Below are 22,845 nucleotides of genomic sequence, written 5' to 3' on the forward strand. Positions count from 1 at the left end.
CCCCTGAAGGCCCGGCCGAAGGAGCCATCCGCCATGCCATCGCCGTCCGACACGACCGTGCTCGCCGTGATCCCCGCCCGGGGCGGGTCCAAGGGCGTCCCGGGGAAGAACCTGGCCAGGGTGGGCGGTGTCCCGCTGGTGGCCCGTGCGGTACGTGCCTGCCTCGGGGCGCGGCTGGTCACCCATGTCGTGGTGTCCACCGACGACCCCGGGATCGCGGACGCGGTGCGTGCGGCAGGGGCCGAGGTCGTGTGCCGCCCGCGAGCCATCGCGGGGGACACCGCCACCAGCGAGTCAGCCGTGCTGCACGCGATGGACGCGCATGAAGCGGTCCACGGCGGCCCGGTCGGCGCGGTGCTGCTGGTCCAGTGCACCAGCCCCTTCGTGACCAGCGAGGACGTGGACGGGGTCGCGGCGGCGGTGATCGAGGGCGGCGCTGACACCGCCGTCACCGTCGCGCCGTTCCACGGCTTCGTCTGGCGTCGGGCGGTCCGGTCGGGGACGGGGGCCGTGTCCGATGCGGAAGCCGGTTCCGGGACGGGGGCCGTGTCCGATGCGGGTGGTGTGGGCGTCAACCACGACAAGTCCCACCGCCCGCGCCGCCAGGACCGTCCCGATGACTTCCTGGAGACCGGCGCCGCGTACGCCATGGACGCCGCCGGATTCCGCACCCACGGCCACCGCTTCTTCGGGCGGACCGCGCTGGTCGAGACCGACCCCGCCCGGGCGCTGGAGATCGACGACTCGCATGAGCTGGAGCGCGCCCGCGCGCTCGCCCCGCTGCTGGACCCCGTTTTGCTGCCGACCTGCGGGGACATCGACGCGGTGGTTCTGGACTTCGACGGCACCCAGACCGACGACCGCGTACTGATCGACGCGGACGGACGTGAACTCGTCGCCGTGCACAGGGGCGACGGGCTCGGCATAGCCGCACTGCGCCGAGCGGGACTCAAGCTGCTGGTCCTCTCCACGGAGCGGAACCCCGTGGTCGCCGCCCGCGCCCGGAAGCTGGGCATCCCGGTGCTGCACGGCATCGACACCAAGGACCTGGCGCTCAAGGAGTGGTGCGAGGAGCAGTCGGTCGTGCCCGAGCGGGTCCTCTACGTCGGGAACGACGTCAATGACCTGTCCTGCTTCGGTCTTGTCGGCTGGCCCGTGGCCGTCGCGAGCGCGCATGACTCCGTACGCGCCGCGGCCCGTGCCGTCACCGCGACGCCGGGTGGAGCCGGTGCGATCCGTGAGATCGCCGCCTGGCTGCTCGGCCCCAACCTCACCACCACACCCGGCTCCCCTTCCCCTTCCGCTTCATCGACTCCTGCCCGCTCCTCCACCCACCCCCGCGCCCAGCACCCCGAACCGTAAGGAACCCCACATGAACCTCCGCTCGCGCGCCCTCGGCGGCAGGCTCGCCGGCCCCGGCCACCCCGTCTACGTCACCGGCGAGATCGGCATCAACCACAACGGCGACCTGGAGAACGCGTTCGCGCTCGTCGACGCCGCCGCGGACGCCGGCTGTGACGCGGTCAAGTTCCAGAAGCGCACTCCGGAGATCTGCACCCCGCGCGACCAGTGGGACATCGAGCGCGACACGCCCTGGGGCCGGATGACGTACATCGACTACCGGCACCGCGTCGAGTTCGGCGAGGACGAGTACCGCGCCATCGCCGAGCACTGTGCGAAGCGCGGTATCGACTGGTTCGCCTCCCCGTGGGACACCGAGGCCGTCGCCTTCCTGGAGAAGTTCGACGTCCCGGCCCACAAGGTCGCCTCCGCCTCGCTCACGGACGACGAGCTGCTGCGCGCCCTGCGCGCCACCGGCAAGACGGTCGTCCTCTCCACCGGAATGTCGACCCCGAAGCAGATCCGGCACGCCGTCGAGGTGCTCGGCAGCGACAACGTCCTGCTCTGCCACGCCACTTCCACCTACCCGGCCAAGGCCGAAGAGCTCAACCTGCGGGTGATCAACACCCTGATGCGGGAGTACCCGAACGTCCCGGTCGGCTACTCCGGCCATGAGACCGGCCTCCAGACCACGCTGGCCGCCGTCGCCCTCGGCGCCGCGTTCGTCGAGCGGCACATCACCCTGGACCGCGCCATGTGGGGTTCCGACCAGGCCGCGTCGGTCGAACCCGGCGGACTCCAGCGCCTGGTCCGCGACATCCGCACCATCGAGGCGGCTCTCGGCGACGGGGTCAAGAAGGTGTATGACTCCGAGCTCGCCCCGATGAGGAAGCTCCGCCGGGTCACGGGCGTCGTCGCCGATGCGGAGCGGACCGCCGACGAGCGGGTACCGCAGCTCGAGACGGTCGCGGTCTGACGCCCATGGACGTCGCCCTCGTCGAGAGCCCGGTCCAGCTCCTGAACGTCCTGGAGTGGGCCCACACCAGGACGTCCGGGCTGCTGGACCGCATTCCCTCGCAGCCGACCGGAAGCGCCGGACGCGTGGACGGCCGAAGGGCCTCAGATGCCGGGTCCGTAAGCGGTGGAGGGGCCGCCACGCCACGCGGGATCACCGTGGTCGTGCTGTCGCCCACCGACCCCATGTCGCGCGGTCAGCTGCGCCGCATGGCCGAGCTCGCCCGCGACGAGGGCTTCACCGTCCACTGGCAGGAGGCCCGCGGCGGAGCGGCGGTGACCCTGCGGACGGTCCGTGAGCTGGTGCCGCTGCTGCGCGGAGCACAGCGGGTCGTCGTGGGCGATCCCTTCTCGCGCTATGTGCAGCTGCTGCTGGCCCTGGTGGGCACGAAGGAACTGACGGTCGTGGACGACGGCACGGCCACCCTGCAGTACGTCGCCCAGGTGGCCAGGGGCGAGCGCCTGGTGCGCTGGCACAGCCGCAGGCGGATGTCGGTCCGGGAACTGGTGCTCGCGCCGGTCTCCGCCGCCGCGCGCCGCAGGCTCTCGCCTTCCGCCGCACACGAGGTCGAGGTCTTCAGCTCGATGCCCGTCGACCCGCCCGACGGCATCAGGACGCGACCGAACACCTACGCGTGGACCCGGGACCGCTTCGGCCCGCCGCGGCTGACCAGGGGCGCCGACCTGGTCGGTACCTCATTGGTGGAGACGGGTGTGGTCGACCCGGAGCAGTACGAACGGGCCGTCGCCTCCCTCGCGGCGCGGCACGGCGCCACCCGCTATTTCGCCCATCGCCGTGAGAGCACCGAGAAGCTGCGCCGACTCGCCGCCCGAACAGGCATGGAGATCATGCGCCCGGATCTGCCGCTGGAGCTGATCGCGCGGCGCGGCCCGATCGGCCGTACGGTCCTGACCTTCCCCTCCACCGTCCTGCACACCCTGCCGCTGGCCCTCGCCGGTACGGAAGTCACGATCATGGCGTGCGACATCGCCCCCGAGTGGCTCAGCGACACCGCGTCCCCGCGTGCCCAGGGCTTTCTCGCGGCGGTCACGGGCACCGCCCGGGGACGGAGGTAGACGCGGCACGGCGGGCACCGCCCGGGGACGGGAGCAGACCCGCGCAGTGACGGGCGGCCCCGGGGATGCAAGCAGACCGGCACGGCGGGCGGCGCCGTGCGCCGGACCGGTCAAGCCGTGTGTGGAGTGCCTGCCGCCGCGCATGGTGTCCGCATCGTGGGCAGGAAGGTGCCGAATCGCGTGAGCTTACCCACACGGGGCGGCGGCTATGCGTCGTCAGGCGTGTTTTCTTTCCCCTATAGGCTGAACTTTTGTTGATCTCGAGTTAGTTGGGAGGCGAAGGGGCCTACCCTTCAACGGGTGAGCCAGTTGATGTCCCGCGACCCTGATGCCGACCTGACCGGCGCAGTCCAGCTGCCCGGCGCACTGCCCGACGCCCTGCGCACGGAGCTGATCCACTTCCGCCGGGACCTGCACATGCACCCGGAGCTCGGAAACCAGGAGTTCCGTACCACCGGTGCCATCAAGGCGCGGCTGGAGGCGGCGGGACTGCGGCCCCAGGTGCTGGCGAGCGGCACCGGGCTCATCTGCGACGTCGGCACCTGGGACGGTGCCCGGCCCATGCTGGCGCTGCGCGCCGACATCGACGCCCTGCCCATCCCGGACACCAAGGTCGGCGTCCCGTACCGCTCGACCGTCCCGGACCGCGCCCACGCATGCGGTCACGACGTGCACACGACCGCCGTGCTCGGAGCAGGCCTCGTGCTCGCCGAACTCGGCCGGCAGGGCCTGCTGCCGCACCCCGTGAGGCTGCTGTTCCAGCCCGCCGAGGAAGTGCTGCCCGGAGGCGCCGCCGATGCGATCGAGTCCGGGGTGCTCGACGGGGTCGGCCGGATCATCGCGGTGCACTGTGACCCCCGGGTCGACGCGGGCCGGATCGGGCTGCGTGCCGGACCCATCACCTCCGCCTGCGACCGGCTGGAAGTCAGTCTTGACGGACCGGGTGGCCACACCGCTCGTCCGCACCTCACCACGGATCTGGTCACGGCGGCGGCGAAGGTCGTCACCGAGGTCCCCGCGGTGCTCGCCCGCAGGGTGGACGCCCGCGCCGGACTCGCCCTGACCTGGGGCCGTATCGAGTCCGGCCACGCCTGCAACGTCATCCCGCAGCACGCCGAGCTGGCCGGTACCGTGCGCTGCCTGGACCTGCACGCCTGGCGGGACGCGCCCGACCTGGTGCACGCGGCGATCGACGAGGTGGCCACGCTGCACCGGGCCAAGTCGCAGATCAACTACATCCGCGGGGTCCCCCCGGTGGTCAACGACCCGGTGGTGACCGAGCTGCTGCACGACGCCCATGCCGCACGCCGGGGTGTCCTGGCGATCGAGGATACCGAGCAGAGCCTCGGCGGCGAGGACTTCTCCTGGTATCTGGAGCATGTGCCGGGCGCGATGGCCCGGCTCGGGGTGCGCCCGCCGGGGTCCGCTGCGAGGCTGGACCTGCACAGGGGGGACTTCGATGTGGACGAGGAGGCGATCCGTGCGGGTGTGGAACTCTTCACAGCGGCCGCCTTGCTCGACGCACGGCGGTCGTGACCGGCCTGTCGGCAGGGCCGTCCGCGGCAAGGGCCGCAGGGCCGTTCGCCACAAGGCCTGTCACGGGAGTCACACAGGCTCCCGACTGCCGCATGGAGCCCGCACTGTTCGTAATCCCGCCCCCATTTTGGACACCGTTGGTAATCGGACAGTTCATCTGCGGTTCGTCCTACGCGACGATCCGATAACGGCTGTCGAACACACCTTTACCTGACATCTACGCGCGTTACGATCGCGGAAAACCAGCGCCGGAAGTGGCGCTTTCGGTCAGGTTTAGAAGGAGCCTCCCAGTGCGCCGGATCACCAGGATCGCCACCGTGGGCATAGCGTCCGCGGCTCTCGCACTGTCCGCCACCGCGTGTGGCGGCAAGAAGTCGTCCGACACCGCTTCGGACAGCGACGGCAACAAGACCGTCAAGGCCGCGCTCGCCTACGACATCGGTGGCCGCGGCGACCAGTCGTTCAACGACGCCGCCTACGCGGGCCTCGCCAAGGCCGAGAAGGACCTGGGTGTCAAGGGCACCGAGGCCGAGCCCAGCGAGGGCGAGGGCGACCCGGACAAGGTGCAGCGCCTCACCGCGCTGGCCCGCGCCGGCAACAACCCGGTCATCGGTGTCGGCTTCGCGTACGCCACGGCCATCGCCGAGGTCGCCCCGAAGTTCCCGAACACCACCTTCGGCCTGATCGACGACACGTCGAAGACCGGCAAGAACATCGCCAACCTGGTCTTCAACGAGGAGCAGGGCTCCTACCTGGCCGGCGTCGCCGCCGCCAAGGTCACCAAGTCCAAGACCGTCGGCTTCATCGGTGGTGTCGAGACCCCGCTGATCAAGAAGTTCGAGGCGGGCTTCGCCCAGGGCGTCAAGGACACCAACAAGGACGTCAACGTCAAGGTCCAGTACCTGACGCAGCCGCCGGACTTCGGTGGCTTCTCCAAGCCCGACCTGGGCAAGGCCGCTGCCGAGGGCCAGATCGACGCGGGCGCCGACGTGATCTACGCCGCCGCCGGTCTCGCCGGCTCGGGCTCGATCGAGGCCGCCGCCAAGGCGAAGAAGTGGGCCATCGGCGTCGACTCGGACCAGTACAACCAGGCCGGTCTGTCCGCGTACAAGGACTTCATCCTCACCTCGGTGACCAAGGATGTCTCCGGCGCGGTCTACAACCTGATCAAGTCGGTCAAGGACGGCAAGCCGCAGTCCGGCGAGGTCCGCTACGGCCTCGACAAGGACGGCGTGGGCCTGGCCGACTCGAACCCGGCCTACACCAAGATGAGCGACGTCACCGCCGCGGTCGAGAAGGCCAAGGCCGACATCATCGCCGGTAAGATCGACGTCAAGCTCGCTCCGTAAGGTGCGGCTCTGACTCAGGTCCGGACCGGACCTGGCGGTTGGAACCGGGGCCGCGGGTTCGGAGAGTGCCGAAATCGGCACTCTCCGGACCCCGGACCAGGTTCTGGCCAAGGCTTTTTGCTCTTTGGTACTGCTACGCGCGTAGAACACTCTCCGGCGCGATAATTTCGCTCCACCCCCCTGCTCGCGACAGCCTCCTTGCCCTGCCCGCTCCCTCTCTCGCCAAGGAGAGTGCGTCATCAACGCGTCCAGTCCGTCAACGCCGCCGGCTGTAGAACTGCGCGGCATCACCAAGCGCTTCCCCGGCGTTGTCGCCAACCACGACATCGACATCACCATCCGCAAGGGCACCGTGCACGCCCTCGTCGGTGAGAACGGTGCCGGCAAGTCGACCCTGATGAAGATCCTCTACGGCATGCAGAAGCCGGACGAGGGCACGATCACCATCGACGGCACCCGGGCGAGCTTCCACAGCCCCGCCGACGCCATCGCGGTCGGCATCGGCATGGTGCACCAGCACTTCATGCTGGCCGACAACCTCACCGTGCTGGAGAACGTCGTCCTCGGCGGCGAGAGGCTCTACGGCATCGGCGCCAAGGCTCGTAAGAAGATCAAGGAGATCTCCGACGCGTACGGGCTGAACGTCCGTCCCGACGTCCTGGTCGAGCAGCTGGGCGTCGCCGAGCGCCAGCGCGTGGAGATCCTGAAGGTCCTCTTCCGGGGTGCCCGCACCCTGATCCTCGACGAGCCGACCGCCGTGCTCGTCCCGCAGGAGGTCGACGCGCTCTTCGACAACCTGCGCGAGCTCAAGGCCGAGGGCCTGACCGTCATCTTCATCTCGCACAAGCTGGGCGAGGTGCTGTCCGTCGCCGACGACATCACCGTCATCCGCCGTGGCACGACGGTCGGCACCGCCGACCCGCGCACCACCACGCCCAAGCAGCTCGCGGAACTGATGGTCGGCAGCCAGCTGCCCTCGCCTGAGACCCGCGAGTCCACGGTCACCGATGTGCCGATGCTCAAGGTGAACGGGCTGCGGCTGGCCGAGACCGACCCCGAGGGCGTCGTCCGCGAGGTCCTCGGCGGTATCGACTTCACCATCCACAAGGGCGAGGTCATGGGCATCGCCGGTGTGGAGGGCAACGGTCAGACCGAGCTGATCGAGGCCCTGATGGGCATGCGCGACCCGGACGGCGGTGTGATCACCCTCGACGGCGCCGACATCTCGCACGTGGCGACGCGTAAGCGCCGCGAGGACGGCATCGGCTACATCCCCGAGGACCGCCACCGGCACGGTCTGCTGCTGGAGTCCCCGCTCTGGGAGAACCGTATCCTCGGCCATGTGACCGAACGCCCCAACAGCAAGCGGGGCGTGCTCGACCTCAAGGCCGTGCGCAAGGACACCGAGCGGATCGTGCGCGACTACGACGTGCGCACGCCCGGTATCGAGGTCACCGCGGCCTCGTTGTCCGGCGGAAACCAGCAGAAGCTGATCGTCGGCCGCGAGATGAGTCACCACCCCAAGCTGCTCATCGCCGCCCACCCCACGCGCGGTGTGGACGTCGGCGCTCAGGCGCAGATCTGGGACCAGATCAGGGAGGCCCGCCGTGAGGGCCTGGCGGTGCTGCTGATCTCCGCCGACCTGGATGAGCTCATCGGGCTCTCCGACACCCTGCGGGTGATGTACCGCGGCCGCCTTGTCGCGGACGCCGACCCCGCCACGATCACTCCGGAGGAGCTGGGCTCGGCCATGACCGGCGCTGCCGCCGGCCACCTTGAGCACGACGAGAACGGTGAGGGCCGATGAAGAAGTTCGACAAGGACCGGCTGCTCCTGGGCATCGCCGGCCCGGCGCTCGCCCTGGTCGTCGCCTTCCTGCTGACCACGGTGGTGCTGGTCGTCTCCGGCCTCGACCCCTTCCAGCCGTACGCGCTGATGCTGGAGCAGATCGAGTACACCGATGTGCAGGTGCTGGTACTCAACCAGACCGGCATCTACTACCTCGCCGCGCTCGCCGTCGCCATCGGCTTCCGGATGAACCTCTTCAACATCGGCGTCGACGGCCAGTACCGCCTCGCGGTCATGCTCGCCGCCGTCGTCGGTGCCGCGGTGGACCTGCCGGGTCCGCTGCACATCCTGCTGATCGTGATCGTCGCGATGCTCGTCGGCGCGCTCTGGGCCGGTATCGCGGGCATCCTCAAGACCACCCGCGGGGTCAGCGAGGTCGTCTCCACGATCATGCTGAACGCCATCGCGACCAGCCTCATCGCCTGGATGATCCTGCCGGCCAACTTCGGTGTGCAGGAGAAGGGCTCCAACGACCTCACCACCGGCATGATCGCCGAGTCCGCCTGGTTCCCCGGTCTTGAGCTCGAAGGCGGCACGGTCTACGGCTTCACGTTCATCGCCTTCGCGCTCGGCGTCGTCTACTGGTTCGTGCTCGCCCGCACGCGCTTCGGCTTCGACCTGCGCGCCACCGGCGCCAGCCAGTCCGCCGCCCAGGCGAGCGGTGTGAACGCCAAGAAGATGGTCATGACCGCGATGCTGATCTCCGGCGCGGTCGCGGGTCTTGCGGGCATGCCGATGCTGCTGGGCCAGACCCACACCTACAGCCTGAGCTTCCCGGTCGGTGTCGGCTTCACCGCCATCACCATCGCCCTGCTGGGCCGCAACAGCCCCGTCGGGATCTTCTTCGCCGCCCTGCTGATCGCCTTCCTGGAGAAGACGGCGGAGGGCCTCGGCCTTGAGGGCTACCCGAAGGAGATCGCGATGATCATGCAGGGTCTCATCGTGATCGCCGTCGTCGTCTCGTACGAACTCGTCCGCCAGTACGGGCTCCGCCGCCAGCAGCAGAAGGTCGGCGAGGAGCTTGCCGCGCAGGCCCGCATGAAGAAGGAAGGGGCCGCGGCATGAGCGAGTCCACGAACACCGTTTCGGCCGCGGCCATCGCGCCGAAGAAGAACGGCGGAAGCCGGAAGCTGTCCCTGCCCGTGATCATGCTGATCATCGCAGGCGGTCTGGCGCTGTTCTCGCTGGTCCGGGTGATCAGCGGCGCCAACGACCTCACCTCGGTCGGCCAGGTCTCCGGTGCCCTCCAGCTCGCCGTGCCCATCGGCCTCGCCGGCCTCGGCGGCCTGTGGGCCGAGCGGGCCGGTGTGGTCAACATCGGCCTTGAGGGCATGATGATCCTCGGCACCTGGTTCGGCGCCTGGGCCGGCTATCAGTGGGGTCCGTGGACCGGTGTCCTGCTGGGCATCGTCGGAGGCGCCATCGGCGGTCTGCTGCACGCGATCATGACGGTGACGTTCAACGTCAACCACATCGTGTCCGGTGTGGCCATCAACATCCTCGCCGTCGGTGTCACCCGCTACATCTCCGAGTTCACCTTCGCCGAGGTCCCGGGCGGCTCCTCCAAGCAGTCCCCGCGTATCGAGCAACTGCCCGAGATCACCATCCCAGGGCTCTCCGAAGGGCTGGCCGACGTCCAGGCCAAGCACTGGTTCTTCGTGTCCGACCTCGCCGGTGTGCTCGGCGGTCTGGTCACCCACCTGTCCGTGCTGACCGTCGTCGCACTGCTGCTGATCCCCGCGACCTGGTGGATCCTGTGGCGCACCGGCTTCGGACTGCGGCTGCGGTCCTGCGGTGAGAACCCCGTCGCCGCCGAGTCACTCGGCGTCAACGTCTACAAGTACAAGTACATCGCCGTGATCATCTCCGGCGGAATGGCCGGACTCGGCGGCGCCTTCCTCGCGATCGTCTCGACGGGCATCTACCAGGAGGGCCAGACCGGCGGCCGCGGCTACATCGGTCTCGCCGCGATGATCTTCGGCAACTGGATGCCTGGCGGAATGGCGCTGGGCGCCGGGCTCTTCGGCTTCACCGACAGCCTCAAGCTGCGTGGTGGCGCGGAGAACGTCCACGCCATGCTCCTGCTGCTGGCCATCCTGCTGGTGCTGGCCTTCGCCTGGCAGCTCTACAAGAAGAAGCACTGGCAGGCCGCGATCTGCCTCGGCGTCTCCGCTCTGATGTTCGCCTGGTACTCGCTGACCAGCGCGCTGCCGAGCCAGTTCGTGGACGCGGCGCCCTATGTCACCACGCTGCTGGTGCTGGCGCTGTCGGCACAACGGCTACGGATGCCCAAGGCGAACGGAATGCCCTACAAGAAGGGCCAGGGCAAGTGACGTCCGCGTCCGCCCAAGGTCCCGGCGCCGGAAGCCACGGCGTCGATGGCCACGTTGCCGAGAGCCGCGACGCGGCCGACGCCTTCGACTGGGAGGCCCTGCGGGAGCTGGCACGGGACGTGATGTCCCGTGCCTACGCCCCCTACTCGGGTTTCCCGGTCGGGGCCGCGGCCCGGGTCGACGACGGCCGCACGGTCGTCGGGTGCAACGTCGAGAACGCCTCGTACGGGCTCGGCCTCTGCGCCGAGTGCGGCCTGGTCTCGCAGCTCCAGACCACTGGCGGCGGCCGGCTCACCCACTTCACCTGTGTGGACGGCAACGGCGATGTACTGATGCCGTGCGGTCGCTGCCGTCAGCTGCTGTACGAGTTCGGCGGGCCCGGTCTGCTGCTGGAGACCGCCACGGGCGTTCTCACGCTGGCCGAGATGCTGCCTCTGGCCTTCGGGCCCGAACAACTCGGCCCTGGGAAGCTCGGCTAGACCAGCGGCCCCTCCGCTCCCCCAGGCGGAGGGGCCGCGGCACTCGCTCTTCGTACCACCCTTGCGTACCACCCCTCGCACCACCTGGTTCGACCGGAAGGACCCCTCAGCACATGGACGCCATCTCCGTCATCCGCACCAAGCGCGACCGCGGCGAGCTCAGCCCCGAGCAGATCGACTGGGTCATCGACGCGTACACCCGGGGCGAGGTCGCCGATGAGCAGATGTCGGCGCTGGCCATGGCGATCCTGCTCAACGGTATGAACCGGGCCGAGATCGCCCGCTGGACCGCCGCGATGATCGCGTCCGGCGAGCGCATGGACTTCTCCTCGCTGTCCCGCCCGACGGCCGACAAGCACTCCACCGGCGGCGTCGGCGACAAGATCACGCTGCCGCTCGCCCCGCTGGTCGCCGCCTGCGGCGCGGCCGTACCGCAGTTGTCCGGCCGCGGTCTCGGTCACACCGGCGGCACCCTGGACAAGCTGGAGTCCATCCCCGGCTGGCGTGCACTGCTCTCCAACGAGGAGATGCTCGACGTGCTCGACACCACCGGCGCGGTCATCTGCGCGGCCGGTGACGGCCTCGCCCCGGCCGACAAGAAGCTCTACGCGCTGCGCGATGTCACCGGCACCGTCGAGGCCATCCCGCTGATCGCCTCCTCGATCATGTCGAAGAAGATCGCCGAGGGCACCGGCTCCCTGGTGCTGGACGTCAAGGTCGGCTCCGGCGCCTTCATGAAGACCATCGAGAACGCGCGCGAGCTCGCCTCCACGATGGTCGGCCTCGGTACCGACCACGGGGTCAAGACCGTCGCCCTGCTCACCGACATGTCCACGCCGCTCGGCCTCACCGCGGGCAACGCCCTTGAGGTCCGCGAGTCCGTCGAGGTGCTCGCGGGAGGCGGTCCCCAGGACGTCATCGACCTCACCGTGGCACTCGCCCAGGAGATGCTGGACGCGGCCGGGATCAAGGACGCCGACCCGGCGAAGGCGCTCACGGACGGTTCCGCGATGGACGTCTGGCGCCGCATGATCGCCGCCCAGGGCGGTGACCCGGACGCCACCCTGCCGGTCGCCCGCGAGCAGCATGTGATCACGGCTCCGTCGTCGGGCGTCCTCACCCGCCTCGACGCGTACGGCATCGGCGTCGCCGCCTGGCGTCTGGGCGCCGGCCGTGCCCGCAAGGAGGACCCGGTCCAGGCGGGCGCGGGTATCGAGATGCACGCCAAGCCCGGCGAGCCGGTGACCGCGGGGCAGCGCCTGATGACGCTGCACACGGACACCCCGGAGAAGTTCGCTTACGCCCTGGAGTCCCTGGAAGGCTCGTTCGACATCGCCGCGTCGGACACTCGGTTCACCGCGAACCCGATCGTGCTGGACCGTATCGCCTGATCCGAGGCGGGTGCGCTCGGCATACGCCTTTGGCCCTTACGGGTGAACGGGACCGGTGGACCCCCACCGGTCCCGTTCGGCCTACCGGGATCGGTGACGCACCGATTGAGGGGGACCGCCGTCGAGTGCACTCGCTGTCGGGCCCCCCGACGGCTCAGGGCCACGAGTGGGACGACGTCGTCCGGATCCGGGAGGAGACGGGCGCATCCGGCAGATGGCGCTCCGGCCGCCCCGCCGCGACGCTCTGCGGGGAGCCGAGGAACGGGCTGTACCGCGTGCTCGACTCGATGAAGTACGGCGAGGACATCCAGCTCCCCGCCCCATTCGATCCGACGTCGACACCGGCGACTTTCCGGTCAGCTGACGGCTCCCTATCCGGTCCCGCCGATGAGCTGTCGTCCTCCTCCCGGTCAGAACCCGTGTGGACAGCAGCGCCCAGCCCCTCGTACTGGAACTCACCGGCCGGATCATCCCGTCCGACGTGCCCCTGCTCTGCGCCCGGCTGCGGGCCGCCTTCGTGACCCCGGCAGGGCCGGGGGAGGTGGTCGTCTGCGACGCCGCGCGGCTCACCGTGGCCGACCTGACCGCGATCGACGCCATCGCGCGGCTTCGGCTCACCGCCCGGCGCCTCGGGAGGGGATTCCGGCTGCGGAACGCCGGGCCCGAGCTGCTCGGGCTGCTGGAGCTGGTCGGGCTCGGCGAGGCAGACCCGGATGGCTGGGGCGGCCTCAGTCCTCCGCCGCCGCGCTGAGCCGCTCGGGCAGCCCGAACAGCGGGAACCAGCGCTTGGTGTCCAGGAAGAAGTCCATTGCGCCGACCTTCCCGTCCCTGACCTCCAGGAGGATCAGCGCCCAGGGCTCGTACCCGTCGCCGGTCCCGCCGGAGTGGCTCGGGTGGTACTGCGCGAAGGCGGGAGAGCCGTTCGCCACGGTCGGCAGCAGACGGGAGCCGCGGCAGACCTCGCCGACGCCCAGCATCCAGCCGGCGATGTCGTCGTGACCGCGCAGCCACAGGTCGTACGGCGGCATGGACATGGTGGCGTCCTCGTGCAGCAGCGCGGTCAGCGCCTTCATGTCGTAGCCCTCGAAAGCCGTCACATAGCGCTCCAGCAGCCGCTGCTGCCTCTCGTCCAGCGGATCGGCCCGGTCGGACTCCTTGGGCGCCTGCTCGGTGAGGGTGGAGCGGGCACGCTGGAGGGCGCTGTTCACCGAGGCGACCGAGGTGCCCAGCAGCTCCGCGACCTCAGCCGCCTTCCAAGCCAGCACCTCGCGCAGGATGAGCACGGCACGCTGTTTGGGCGGCAGGTGCTGGAGCGTCGCGACGAAGGCGAGCCGGATCGAATCCCGCTCGACGGTCCGGTCCGCCGGGTCGGCCGTCGATGCGAGCACCCGCGAGTCCGGCACCGGTTCCAGCCAGGTGAGTTCAGGGCGGGCATGAAGCCGCGCCTGGGCGACCGGGGTCGGAGCGGACAGGTCCATCGGGCGGGCCCGGCGATTGGCCGCGCTCAGCATGTCCAGGCACACGTTGGTCGCGATCCGGTACAGCCATGAGCGCAGGGACGATCTGCCCTCGAACTTCTCCAGGCTCTTCCAGGCGCGCACCATCGTGTCCTGGACGGCGTCCTCCGCCTCGAACGCGGAGCCCAGCATGCGGTAGCAGTAGCCGGTCAGCTCCGTCCGGTGTCCCTCAAGCCGGGAGTCGAGATCCTGTGTCATCGGTCCACCCCTGTCGCCGGTCACCCAACCGTTCACGCCCTCGGGACGCTACCGGAGGGGTCTGACAACGGGGCGATCGCGCGGTTTGCCGTGTCTACGAACGGATCTCGGCGAACACGGTGAGCTCGCCCGCGCGCCGGCATTCCCGCTGCTCGCGCTGCTGCGCGACCCGGGCCGCGTACGACCCGTACAGCGTGACCGACACGACGCCGAGCACGGCCAGCAGCCCGAGCAGCACCGTGCCGGCCCAGCCGGCGGAGTGGAAGGCGATCGCGCCCAGCGTGCCGCCCGCGCTGCTGCCGAGGTAGTACGCCGACTGGTACAGCGCGGAGGCCTGGGCGCGGCCGGTCTTCGCCGTGCGGCTCACCGATGAGGAGGCGACGGCGTGGCCCGCGAAGAACCCCGCGGTGATCAGCACCAGACCGGTGAGCACGGCGGCCAGTGAGTCGGCGAGCGAGAGCAGCAGCCCCGCCGCGGTGGTCCCGACCGCGAGGTACAGCGCGCCGCGCCGACCGAGGCGGCCGACCAGCCTGCCCGCCGCGGCGGAGGAGACCGTACCGACCAGGTACACCAGGAATATGGAGCCGACGATGCCCTGGGGGAGACCGAAGGGGGCGCCGACCAGCCGGTATCCGATCACCGTGTAGACCGCGCCGAACACGGTCATGAACAGCGCGCCGATGATGTACAGCCGCATCAGCAGCGGGTCGGACAGATGTCCGCGTACGGTGCGTGCGAGCGTGCGAGGGTCGAGTGAACCGGGGGTGAAGTGCCGGGCCCGGGGCAGCAGCAGGCGGAAGGCCACCGCGCACACCAGGGCCAGCACCGCGACCGCGGCGAGAGCCGCACGCCAGCCCCAGAGCTGGGCCGTCCAACCGGTGACGACACGGCCGCTCATACCACCGATGCTGTTGCCCGCCACGAACAGGCCGATCGCGGCGACCAGTGCCTTGGGCCGCACCTCCTCGGCGAGATAGGCCATGGCGGACGCGGGCAGACCGGCCAGCGCCGCGCCCTGGACCGCGCGCAGGGCGATCAGCCATTCGAGGTTCGGTGCGAGCGGCACCAGTACGGCGACGGCGACGGCGACCACCAGGGAGACCGTCATCAGCCGCACCCGTCCGAAGCGCTCGGACAGCGCGCTCAGCGGCAGTACACACAGCGCCAGTGCGGCGGTGGCCGCGGAGACCGTCCAGCTGGCCGCGCTCGCGCTCACCCCGAAGTCGTCGGAGATGGCGGGGAGCAGGGCCTGGGTGGAGTAGAGGAGGACGAAGGTCGCGAGGCCGGCGGCGAAGAGGGCGAAGCTCATGCGGCGGTAGCCGGGCAGACCCGGGGCGAGCTGACGGGACGGCGAGGTGAGGGCACCCACGGCCGTGGGCGCCCCGGTACTGGCGGAAGGCATATGTAGAAGGTATGCGCGGTGTTTTGATGCGTCCAATGCATGGAACGGCTTTAATCGTTCCCATGGTGCATGAACACAGCTCAGGGCATCGGGTGTCGCAGAACAGTTACGAAGAAGACATGAGGCTGCTGCTTGCTCCGCGCCTCGCGTACTTCTCGGGAGTCGCCCGCCACGAGCATGTGACCCGGGCCGCACAGGAGCTCGGCGTGCCCCAGTCCACGCTGTCGCGCGCCATGGTCCGGCTCGAAGACGACCTCGGTGTGGCGCTGTTCACCCGCAAGGGCCGCACGGTGTCGCTGACTCCGGCGGGCCGCACCTTCCTGACCGCCGCGGAGCGCGCCCTCGCCGAGGTCGAACGGGCGGCGGAATCGGTGCGGGCCGATGCCGACCCGTCCGGTGGCAAGGTCGCCTTCGGCTTTCTGCACACCATGGGCAGCGAGACGGTACCGGAGCTCATCCGTGCCTTTCGCGTCGACCACCCCCGGGTGCGTTTCACCCTCGTCCAGAACTACGGCGAGGCGATGATCGAGCGCCTGCGTGCCGGGGAGTTGGACCTGTGCCTGACATCCCCGGTGCCGGAGGCGCCCGATCTCGTCTCCCGCCGCCTGGACGAGCAGCGCCTGCGGCTCGTGGTCCCCCACGAGCACCGGCTGGCGTCGCGCAAGCGCATCCGGCTGGCGGAGGCGGCGGACGAGACGTTCGTGACCCTGGAGCCCGGCTACGGCCTGCGGCGCATCACCGACGCACTCTGCGCCGAAGCGGGCTTCAAACCCCGTGTCGCCTTCGAGGGTGAGGAAGCCGAGACGCTGCGCGGCCTGGTCGCCGCCGGGCTGGGCGTGGCCCTGCTCCCACCACCCGCGGTTCCCCGTCCCGAGGTCGTCGAACTGACGGTCACGGCCCCGCGCGCGGTGCGCGAGATCGGCGTCGCCTGGCTCGACGGACACGAGGACACCGCCCCGGTGGCCGCCTTCAAGAAGTTCCTGCTGTCGCGGCGGGGCAAGCTGCTGCCCGACTGACGGCGGTCGGCGACCGTCCGTCCGCACCGGCCCGGTGCGGTGGCCGAGTACGCGAAGGCCTCAGCGCCGCTGCCGCGGCAGACTGCCGAACCCCGCAGCGAGGGGCATCCGCAGTCCCAGCGGCGGTGGCGCCGCCAGCGCGTCGGCCACCGGACGTGCGAAGGCCCGTGAGAACAACGCGCCGAGTACGAAATCCGTGGCAAGCGCCCGCACTTCGGCTCGGTACTGGCGCAGGGCGTGGCCGTCGGAGTGGACCTCGAAGCGGCAGGTGTCGCGGTTGGTCTTCTTGGCCCGTTCCGCGAGGCGGTAGGTGAGCTCCGGATCGATCCGGGCGTCATTGGTGCCGTGCACGATCAGCACCTGGCGGCCGGTGAGCTGCTTCACCGGTTCGCTGGGTGCCGTGACGTCGTCCTGCGGCAGCCAAGGGGCGAGTGCCAGTACCGAATTGACGGCCGAGTGCCCTGCGGCACGCAGCGCGGCCCGGCCGCCCATGCCGTGTCCCGCCAGGCAGACCGGGATGTCCCCGTAGCGCCGCACCGCCTCGTCAGCCGCCCAGACGGCGTCCCGAGCGAGCTGCGCCTCCGTACCGTTCCAGCCCCGGCCCCTGTAGCGCACGACATGGGCCACGAGTCCGTCCCGTCCACCCGCTCGCGCCAGCGTCCGGGCCAGGGGCAGTGCGGCGGCACGCGATACCGCCGAGGGGCCGCGGGCCGACTCGGGCTCGCCGTCGGGCAGCACCAGCACCACCCCGCTCACGGCGCCGTCCGCCGCTGCAGGGCTCGACATCGCGCCCCTGACCGGCCGCCCCAGCCGCGCGTGCGCCGGCCCGCCTCCGCGCCCCGCGCCCGCTGCGAGAGGGGTCCGCGCCAGGGGGGTTCGCGCCGCCGCACGGCTCGTCGCGCCCGCCTGCGTACCGGCTGAACGCCCCCACCACCGGGGGAGTGCGTGGTGTGCCATGGCAGAACAGTCTCAGAAGTACACGTGTACTCCACCCGTCCGCACGGTCACTGTTACGTATCGACCCGTGATTCGTGTAGCGGCCCTCTACGCGCGTAGGGAATACAGTGCCGAAATGAAGAGCCAGACCACGAATGTGTCATCCCGGGGAACCGCCCCGGGGCCCGAGAGGCCGACCGCGGACCAGATCCGCCGCGCCCCGAAGGTGCTCCTCCACGACCACCTCGACGGTGGCCTGCGCCCCGGCACCATCATCGAGCTCGCGCGTGACGCGGGTTATGACGCGCTGCCCGAGGCTGAACCCGACAAGCTCGGCATCTGGTTCCACGAAGCCGCCGACTCCGGCTCGTTGGAACGCTACCTGGAGACGTTCGCCCATACGTGTGCCGTCATGCAGACCCGTGAAGCCCTGAAGCGGGTCGCCACCGAATGCGCGGAGGACCTCGCCGAGGACGGTGTGGTCTACGCGGAGGTGCGCTACGCACCCGAACAGCACCTGGAAGCGGGACTGACCCTCGAACAGGTCGTCGAAGCCATCAACGAGGGCTTCCGCGAAGGTGAACGCCTCGCCCGCGCGAACGGACACCGCATCCGCATCGGCGCCCTGCTCACGGCCATGCGCCATGCGGCACGCGCCCTGGAGATCGCAGAACTCGCTAACACCTACCGGGACTCGGGCGTCGTCGGCTTCGACATCGCCGGTGCGGAGGCGGGCTTCCCGCCCACCCGCCACCTTGACGCGTTCGAGTACCTCAAGCGGGAGAACAACCACTTCACCATCCACGCCGGTGAGGCTTTCGGCCTGCCGTCGATCTGGCAGGCGCTCCAGTGGTGCGGTGCCGATCGGCTCGGCCATGGAGTGCGGATCATCGACGATATCGAGGTCGCCGACGACGGCACGGTGAAGCTCGGCCGCCTCGCCGCGTACGTGCGCGACAAGCGGATCCCGCTGGAGCTGTGTCCGACCTCCAACCTCCAGACCGGCGCGGCCGCTTCGTACGAAGAACACCCGATCGGGCTGCTGCGGCGGCTGCGGTTCAGGACCACGGTCAACACGGACAACCGATTGATGAGCAACACCAGCATGAGCCGCGAATTCGAGCTGCTCACGGAGGCGTTCGGCTACACGCTCGATGACATTCAGTGGTTCACCGTCAATGCGATGAAGTCCGCGTTCATCCCGTTCGATGAACGTCTCGCGATGATCAACGATGTGATCAAGCCGGGCTACGCGGAGCTGAAGTCCGAGTGGCTGTTCCGGCAGACCGAGGCCGCCGCGAGCGGCGACAGCTCGCGCGTCGAGGGCTGATCGGCCCCGCACGGCCCCGCCCCCACCGGGCTCACCGGAAGAAGGGTGAAACATCCGGTGGGGGTCGGCGCGTCGAGGAGAGGGGGCGCGGAAAGCAGTTCGCGGCCCCCTGTCGGAGACAGGTGCCCATCGCAGACGCCGTCCCGTCCGCAGGGCGCGGCGACCCGCACGGGGGTGGGGTCGTCGTGCCCTGTCGCCCTTTGCCGAGCCTCCCGCTAACGCGCCGCGCCGACCCGGTGCATCACCGAGGCCGCCGCCGGCGCCCCCTGGGAGGCGGTGTTCTCTCGCAGTACCGGCCCGCGCCTCCCGTGGCTCCGCCCGGCGCCGGACGACGAGCCTGCCCTGCCGCACCTGCGCCGCAGCCTGGCGCGGCCCGCCGGTACGACGGCGAGATGGGCCAGGGCCACGCCCGTGGTGTTCAGCAGCAGCGAGTCCACATCGACGACCTGGCCCGGCACCCCGGTCTGGAGCAGTTCGATGGCCAGCGAAAGCAGCGCGCCCGAGGCGACCGTACGGGTCAGTGAGGCCCAGGGCGACACCGTGAGCCGGCCGCCCGCCATCGGTAGCAGTATGCCGAGCGGGGCGAGCAGCATCAGGCCCTCGCCGATCCGGCGCGCCGCCTCGATGGGGCCCAGCGCCAGGTCAGCTCTGATCCCGGCGAACGGCTCCAGATTCGCCGCCGTCACCCACATCACGTCGAGCGGGCGAAGAGTCAGCCAACCCACCAGTGCCAGATGTGAGAGGAGGAGTACGCTTCCCGCCACGCGGAAGCGGATGGCGGCGCTGCCGCCCGAACCTTGACGCTGCACGACCCCCAAGACGACACGACCGGCAGGATCGGTTCCGTCTTGTACTACATCCTTCGGGTGATCCTGCACAGGTCCGTCAGGCCGTCTCGTCGGAAGGGCCGTAAGCACCCGATGCGGAGCTGTCCGTCGAAGCCGCGGCACCGGCCTGAGTGGCCGACGACAGGACCGACTCGGGGCGCTGCTTGGTCGCGTCCGTACAGCGGTAGGCGCGCGGGTCGTAGTCACCGGGCCCGCCCAGGAGCAGCCCGCCACCGGCGACCGCCGCACTGCCCGCGAACGTGCATACGATCTGTGCCAGCGCAGTCGGCGGCAGGTCCTCCGGCTCCCGGCTCAGGCGCAGCGTGCCCTTCGGGTCGCCGCTCCGACCCTGCTCGACGGTCAGCGGGCCGCGCACGCTCGTGCTGAACCCGGCCTCCAACTCGTCGGCCGACGGCTCCGACTCCAATGTGTCCAGCAGCGCGGACGCGACGGCGAGCCGGGGGTCCGCGGCCGTCTCGTGCAGGGGCACGGTACGGTTCACGGCCTCAAGCGCCGACGCACACACCAGGTACACCCGCACCGGCAGGGTCTCGGGCCGCGTCTGCGCGGCCGACTCCTTAGACGGCGGGGTGCAGGACATACGCGACGGCGCGGCGCCCGCGTCCACGGGCACGGAGGTGGTCCTGATGCCGCAGCCCGCGACCGCCCCGGTGAGCACGGCGGCCGTCGCCAGCGCCCGAACCGCGCGCCGGGTCAGCGGCGCCCGTCGAGTTCTTCCGGTCACCGCGCGTCGCCCGCCTCTCCCCGTGCTCCGGTACCGCCGATTTCCCCGTGCCCGCGGTTCCCGTCGGCCGTGCCGCCTCCGCTGTCCCGCTCCCTGCCGCAACCGCCCTCGGCGATTCCGGAGGCATCGCGCGGCAGCCGCAGCACGAACACCGCACCGCCGTCGCCGTCCGTGGTGTTGGCCGCGCTGATGCCGCCGTCGTGGATCAGGGCGTTCTCCATGGCGATCGAGAGACCGAGTCCGCTGCCCTCCGATCGCGGCCGGGAGGCGCTGGCCTTGTAGAAGCGGTCGAAGACATGGGGCAGCACATCCTCGGGGATGCCGGGCCCGTGGTCCCGCACCTCGACCACCAACTCGTCCTTGCCCGACTCCTCGCTCGTCTCGGTACGCACCGCCACCCGAACGGGTGACCCGCCGTGCTTGAGCGCGTTGCCGATGAGGTTGGCGAGGATGACATCGAGGCGGCGCGGGTCGAGCCGGGCCATGATGCCGCGCTCCGCGTCCAGTTCGACCGCGTCGAGCCAGGCGCGCGCGTCGATGCAGGCGGTGACCTGGTCGGCCACGTCCACGTCGTCCAGGACGAGCCGGGCCGTGCCGGCGTCGAAGCGGGTCACCTCCATGAGGTTCTCCACCAGGTCGTTCAGCCGCCGGGTCTCGCTCACCACCAGCGCAACGGCCGGTGCGATCATCGGATCGAGGCTCTCCTGCTCGTCCTCCAGCACCTCCGTCACGGCGGTCAGCGCGGTGAGCGGGGTACGCAGTTCATGTGACATATCGGCGACGAAGCGGCGGCTGGACTCCTCGCGGGCACTCATGTCCGCGACCTTCTTCTCGAGTGACTCCGCCGCGCTGTTGAACGTACGGGACAACTCGGCCAGCTCGTCGGTGCCGGAGACATGCAACCGGGTGTCCAGCTTGCCCTCGCCGAGCCGCTGCGCCGCCTCGCCGAGCCGGCGTACCGGCCGCAGCACGGTGGTGGCCGCCGCCTGTGCGATCAGGGCCGAGCCGACGAGCGCGAGCGCGGTGGCGATGCCCAGGGACCAGGCGAGCGAGTTGAGATCGGCCCGCTCCTGCTCCAGGGACTTGAACATGTAGCCGGTCGGACCGCCGCCGACGATCCGCGTACCGCCCACCAGATACGGCGTGTTGCCGCGCTGGGTGCGCAGCCAGAAGAGGTGGTAGGGGTACGAGTTGCCCGCCGTGATCGCCTGCCGTTCGTTCACCGCGTCACGGAGGGAGTCGGGCACGTCGTCGAGCGTGAAGACATCCGGATCCGACGCGCCGGTGATCGGCTTGCCGGCGGCGCGCTCCCCGAGCAGTACCACGCTGTACCCGGCGTTGCCGCCCGCCATCTGCTCGGCGGTGGTCTGGAGCTCGCCCGCCGTCGGCCGCACGGGCAGCGCCGCAGCCCGGTTCTGCATCTCCTGCCGGAAGTCGTTCAGCGCCGAGTCCTGCGTACGGGTCAGCACGGCCTCGCGGTTGAGCCAGTACGCGATCGCCGAAGCCGAGACGGCGGCTGTCAGCGCGACCATGCCGAAGACGACCACGAGCCGCAGACGCAGGCTGGTCCAGCCGAGTCCCGCGAGTATCGCTCTCTTCGCTTTGCCGCCTGCCGTGTCGGCGGATCGGGCCGCCGCCCGGGTACCTGCATCGGTCACTGAGGGGCATCCAGCCGGTAGCCCACTCCTCGTACGGTACGGATCAGCGTCGGCGAGGACGGCACGTCCTCGACCTTGGCCCGCAACCGTTGGACACACGCGTCAACGAGCCGTGAGTCGCCCAGGTAGTCGTGCTCCCAGACGAGCCGCAGCAACTGCTGGCGTGACAGCGCCTGCCCGGGGCGGCGGCTCAGCTCGAGCAGCAGACGCAACTCGGTGGGTGTGAGCTGGAGGTCCTCGCCGTTCTTGGTGACCGTCATCGCGGAGCGGTCGATCACCAGCGAACCGAACGCCGCCGAGTCGGTCGACTCGCGCTCCCCGCGCCGCAGCACGGCACGGATGCGGGCGTCCAGCACCCGGCCCTGCACCGGCTTGACGACGTAGTCGTCGGCGCCGGACTCAAGGCCGACCACCACGTCGATGTCGTCGCTGCGCGCGGTGAGCAGGATGATCGGCAGTTGATCGGTGCGCCTGATGCGTCGGCACACCTCGAATCCGTCGATGCCGGGCAGCATCACGTCCAGCACGATCAGATCCGGCCGCTGCTCGCGCAGCAGCTTCAGGCCGTCCTCGCCCGTCGCCGCGGTGGCCACACGGTGGCCCTGGCGGGACAGGGAGAGTTCGAGGGCCGTGCGGATGGCGTCGTCGTCCTCGATCAGCAACAGGAATGGCACACAGGCCATTCTGGCCCATGCGGGTGGCGGACTTCGACTGCCGGGCAGCACGTACCTGAGTCGGCCCTGTGTCCCGGCTGTGTGGAAGTCGCGGGTTCGGGCCCTGTGACAGCTCTGTGACAGTCGACGGACACCGGCGTGAAGGTGCCCGGGCAAGCTCATTGGCACATGGCC

General features: G+C 70.3%; 20 protein-coding genes. 13 read left to right on the forward strand and 7 right to left on the reverse strand.

Going from position 1 to position 22,845, the window contains the following annotated elements; translation table 11 throughout:
- Positions 1 to 33 precede the first annotated feature (33 nt).
- The 11 genes from V1460_RS05055 (at position 34) to V1460_RS05105 (ending at position 13,119) form a co-directional block, all read left to right on the forward strand.
- A complete protein-coding gene (locus tag V1460_RS05055; RefSeq protein ID WP_338672387.1) occupies positions 34 to 1,362 on the forward strand; it encodes an acylneuraminate cytidylyltransferase in 1,329 nt (442 codons plus the stop codon).
- 10 nt (positions 1,363 to 1,372) lie between these two features.
- Entirely contained in the window at positions 1,373 to 2,317 is a 945-nt protein-coding gene (locus V1460_RS05060; RefSeq protein WP_338672388.1) for an N-acetylneuraminate synthase family protein, read from the forward strand.
- A gap of 5 nt (positions 2,318 to 2,322) precedes the next feature.
- Positions 2,323 to 3,432: a hypothetical protein gene (locus tag V1460_RS05065; RefSeq protein WP_338672389.1), complete on the forward strand. Its 1,110-nt coding sequence runs from the start codon at positions 2,323 to 2,325 to the stop codon at positions 3,430 to 3,432.
- 312 nt (positions 3,433 to 3,744) lie between these two features.
- The gene (locus tag V1460_RS05070) at positions 3,745 to 4,968 is read left to right on the forward strand and encodes an amidohydrolase (RefSeq protein WP_338677903.1); all 1,224 of its coding nucleotides are present in this window, start codon (positions 3,745 to 3,747) and stop codon (positions 4,966 to 4,968) included.
- Positions 4,969 to 5,258: 290 nt separating this feature from the next.
- The gene (locus tag V1460_RS05075) at positions 5,259 to 6,317 is read left to right on the forward strand and encodes a BMP family ABC transporter substrate-binding protein (RefSeq protein WP_338672390.1); all 1,059 of its coding nucleotides are present in this window, start codon (positions 5,259 to 5,261) and stop codon (positions 6,315 to 6,317) included.
- Between the two features lie 238 nt (positions 6,318 to 6,555).
- The gene (locus tag V1460_RS05080) at positions 6,556 to 8,124 is read left to right on the forward strand and encodes an ABC transporter ATP-binding protein (RefSeq protein WP_338677904.1); all 1,569 of its coding nucleotides are present in this window, start codon (positions 6,556 to 6,558) and stop codon (positions 8,122 to 8,124) included.
- The gene (locus V1460_RS05085) at positions 8,121 to 9,230 is read left to right on the forward strand and encodes an ABC transporter permease (RefSeq protein ID WP_338672391.1); all 1,110 of its coding nucleotides are present in this window, start codon (positions 8,121 to 8,123) and stop codon (positions 9,228 to 9,230) included. Before V1460_RS05080 ends, V1460_RS05085 begins: the two co-directional genes overlap by 4 nt.
- Positions 9,227 to 10,498 (forward strand): ABC transporter permease, encoded by a 1,272-nt coding sequence (locus tag V1460_RS05090; protein ID WP_338672392.1) that lies wholly within the window; start codon positions 9,227 to 9,229, stop codon positions 10,496 to 10,498. Before V1460_RS05085 ends, V1460_RS05090 begins: the two co-directional genes overlap by 4 nt.
- On the forward strand, positions 10,495 to 10,977 hold the full coding sequence (locus V1460_RS05095; RefSeq protein ID WP_338672394.1) for a cytidine deaminase: 483 nt from the start codon (positions 10,495 to 10,497) through the stop codon (positions 10,975 to 10,977). Before V1460_RS05090 ends, V1460_RS05095 begins: the two co-directional genes overlap by 4 nt.
- Before the next feature lie 113 nt (positions 10,978 to 11,090).
- A complete protein-coding gene (locus tag V1460_RS05100) occupies positions 11,091 to 12,368 on the forward strand; it encodes a thymidine phosphorylase (RefSeq protein ID WP_338672395.1) in 1,278 nt (425 codons plus the stop codon).
- A 421-nt stretch (positions 12,369 to 12,789) separates the two neighbouring features.
- The gene (locus V1460_RS05105) at positions 12,790 to 13,119 is read left to right on the forward strand and encodes an STAS domain-containing protein (RefSeq protein ID WP_338672396.1); all 330 of its coding nucleotides are present in this window, start codon (positions 12,790 to 12,792) and stop codon (positions 13,117 to 13,119) included.
- Here the strand turns inward: V1460_RS05105 and V1460_RS05110 are convergent.
- Positions 13,097 to 14,083: a sigma-70 family RNA polymerase sigma factor gene (locus V1460_RS05110; RefSeq protein ID WP_338672397.1), complete on the reverse strand. Its 987-nt coding sequence runs from the start codon at positions 14,081 to 14,083 to the stop codon at positions 13,097 to 13,099. The two genes, V1460_RS05105 and V1460_RS05110, sit on opposite strands and share 23 nt — an antisense overlap.
- A 94-nt stretch (positions 14,084 to 14,177) precedes the next feature.
- Positions 14,178 to 15,485, reverse strand: a complete 1,308-nt coding sequence (locus V1460_RS05115) for an MFS transporter (protein WP_338672398.1) — start codon at positions 15,483 to 15,485, stop codon at positions 14,178 to 14,180.
- A gap of 62 nt (positions 15,486 to 15,547) precedes the next feature.
- On the opposite strand from V1460_RS05115, the gene V1460_RS05120 reads away from it, so the two are divergent.
- A complete protein-coding gene (locus V1460_RS05120) occupies positions 15,548 to 16,501 on the forward strand; it encodes a LysR family transcriptional regulator (RefSeq protein ID WP_338672399.1) in 954 nt (317 codons plus the stop codon).
- 60 nt (positions 16,502 to 16,561) lie between these two features.
- Here V1460_RS05120 and V1460_RS05125 read toward each other — a convergent pair whose 3' ends face one another.
- Positions 16,562 to 17,287 carry an alpha/beta hydrolase gene (locus V1460_RS05125; protein ID WP_338672400.1) on the reverse strand — a complete coding sequence of 242 codons (726 nt, stop codon included), beginning with the start codon at positions 17,285 to 17,287 and terminating at the stop codon, positions 16,562 to 16,564.
- Between the two features lie 286 nt (positions 17,288 to 17,573).
- Here V1460_RS05125 and V1460_RS05130 point away from each other — a divergent pair, with 286 nt between their 5' ends.
- Entirely contained in the window at positions 17,574 to 18,767 is a 1,194-nt protein-coding gene (locus V1460_RS05130; protein ID WP_338672401.1) for an adenosine deaminase, read from the forward strand.
- 215 nt (positions 18,768 to 18,982) lie between these two features.
- Here V1460_RS05130 and V1460_RS05135 read toward each other — a convergent pair whose 3' ends face one another.
- The 4 genes from V1460_RS05135 to afsQ1 all read right to left on the reverse strand — a co-directional run bounded on the left by V1460_RS05135 (position 18,983) and on the right by afsQ1 (position 22,671).
- Positions 18,983 to 19,531 (reverse strand): VanZ family protein, encoded by a 549-nt coding sequence (locus V1460_RS05135; RefSeq protein ID WP_407077398.1) that lies wholly within the window; start codon positions 19,529 to 19,531, stop codon positions 18,983 to 18,985.
- A gap of 121 nt (positions 19,532 to 19,652) precedes the next feature.
- Entirely contained in the window at positions 19,653 to 20,339 is a 687-nt protein-coding gene (locus V1460_RS05140) for a hypothetical protein (RefSeq protein ID WP_338672403.1), read from the reverse strand.
- Positions 20,336 to 22,096, reverse strand: a complete 1,761-nt coding sequence (locus V1460_RS05145) for an ATP-binding protein (protein WP_407077399.1) — start codon at positions 22,094 to 22,096, stop codon at positions 20,336 to 20,338. Before V1460_RS05145 ends, V1460_RS05140 begins: the two co-directional genes overlap by 4 nt.
- Positions 21,994 to 22,671 (reverse strand): two-component system response regulator AfsQ1, encoded by a 678-nt coding sequence (gene afsQ1 / locus V1460_RS05150; protein ID WP_338672405.1) that lies wholly within the window; start codon positions 22,669 to 22,671, stop codon positions 21,994 to 21,996. The genes V1460_RS05145 and afsQ1 overlap by 103 nt, the downstream gene beginning before the upstream one ends.
- Between the last annotated feature and the right edge of the window lie 174 nt (positions 22,672 to 22,845).

This window comes from Streptomyces sp. SCSIO 30461 (assembly GCF_037023745.1).
Taxonomy (GTDB): domain Bacteria; phylum Actinomycetota; class Actinomycetes; order Streptomycetales; family Streptomycetaceae; genus Streptomyces.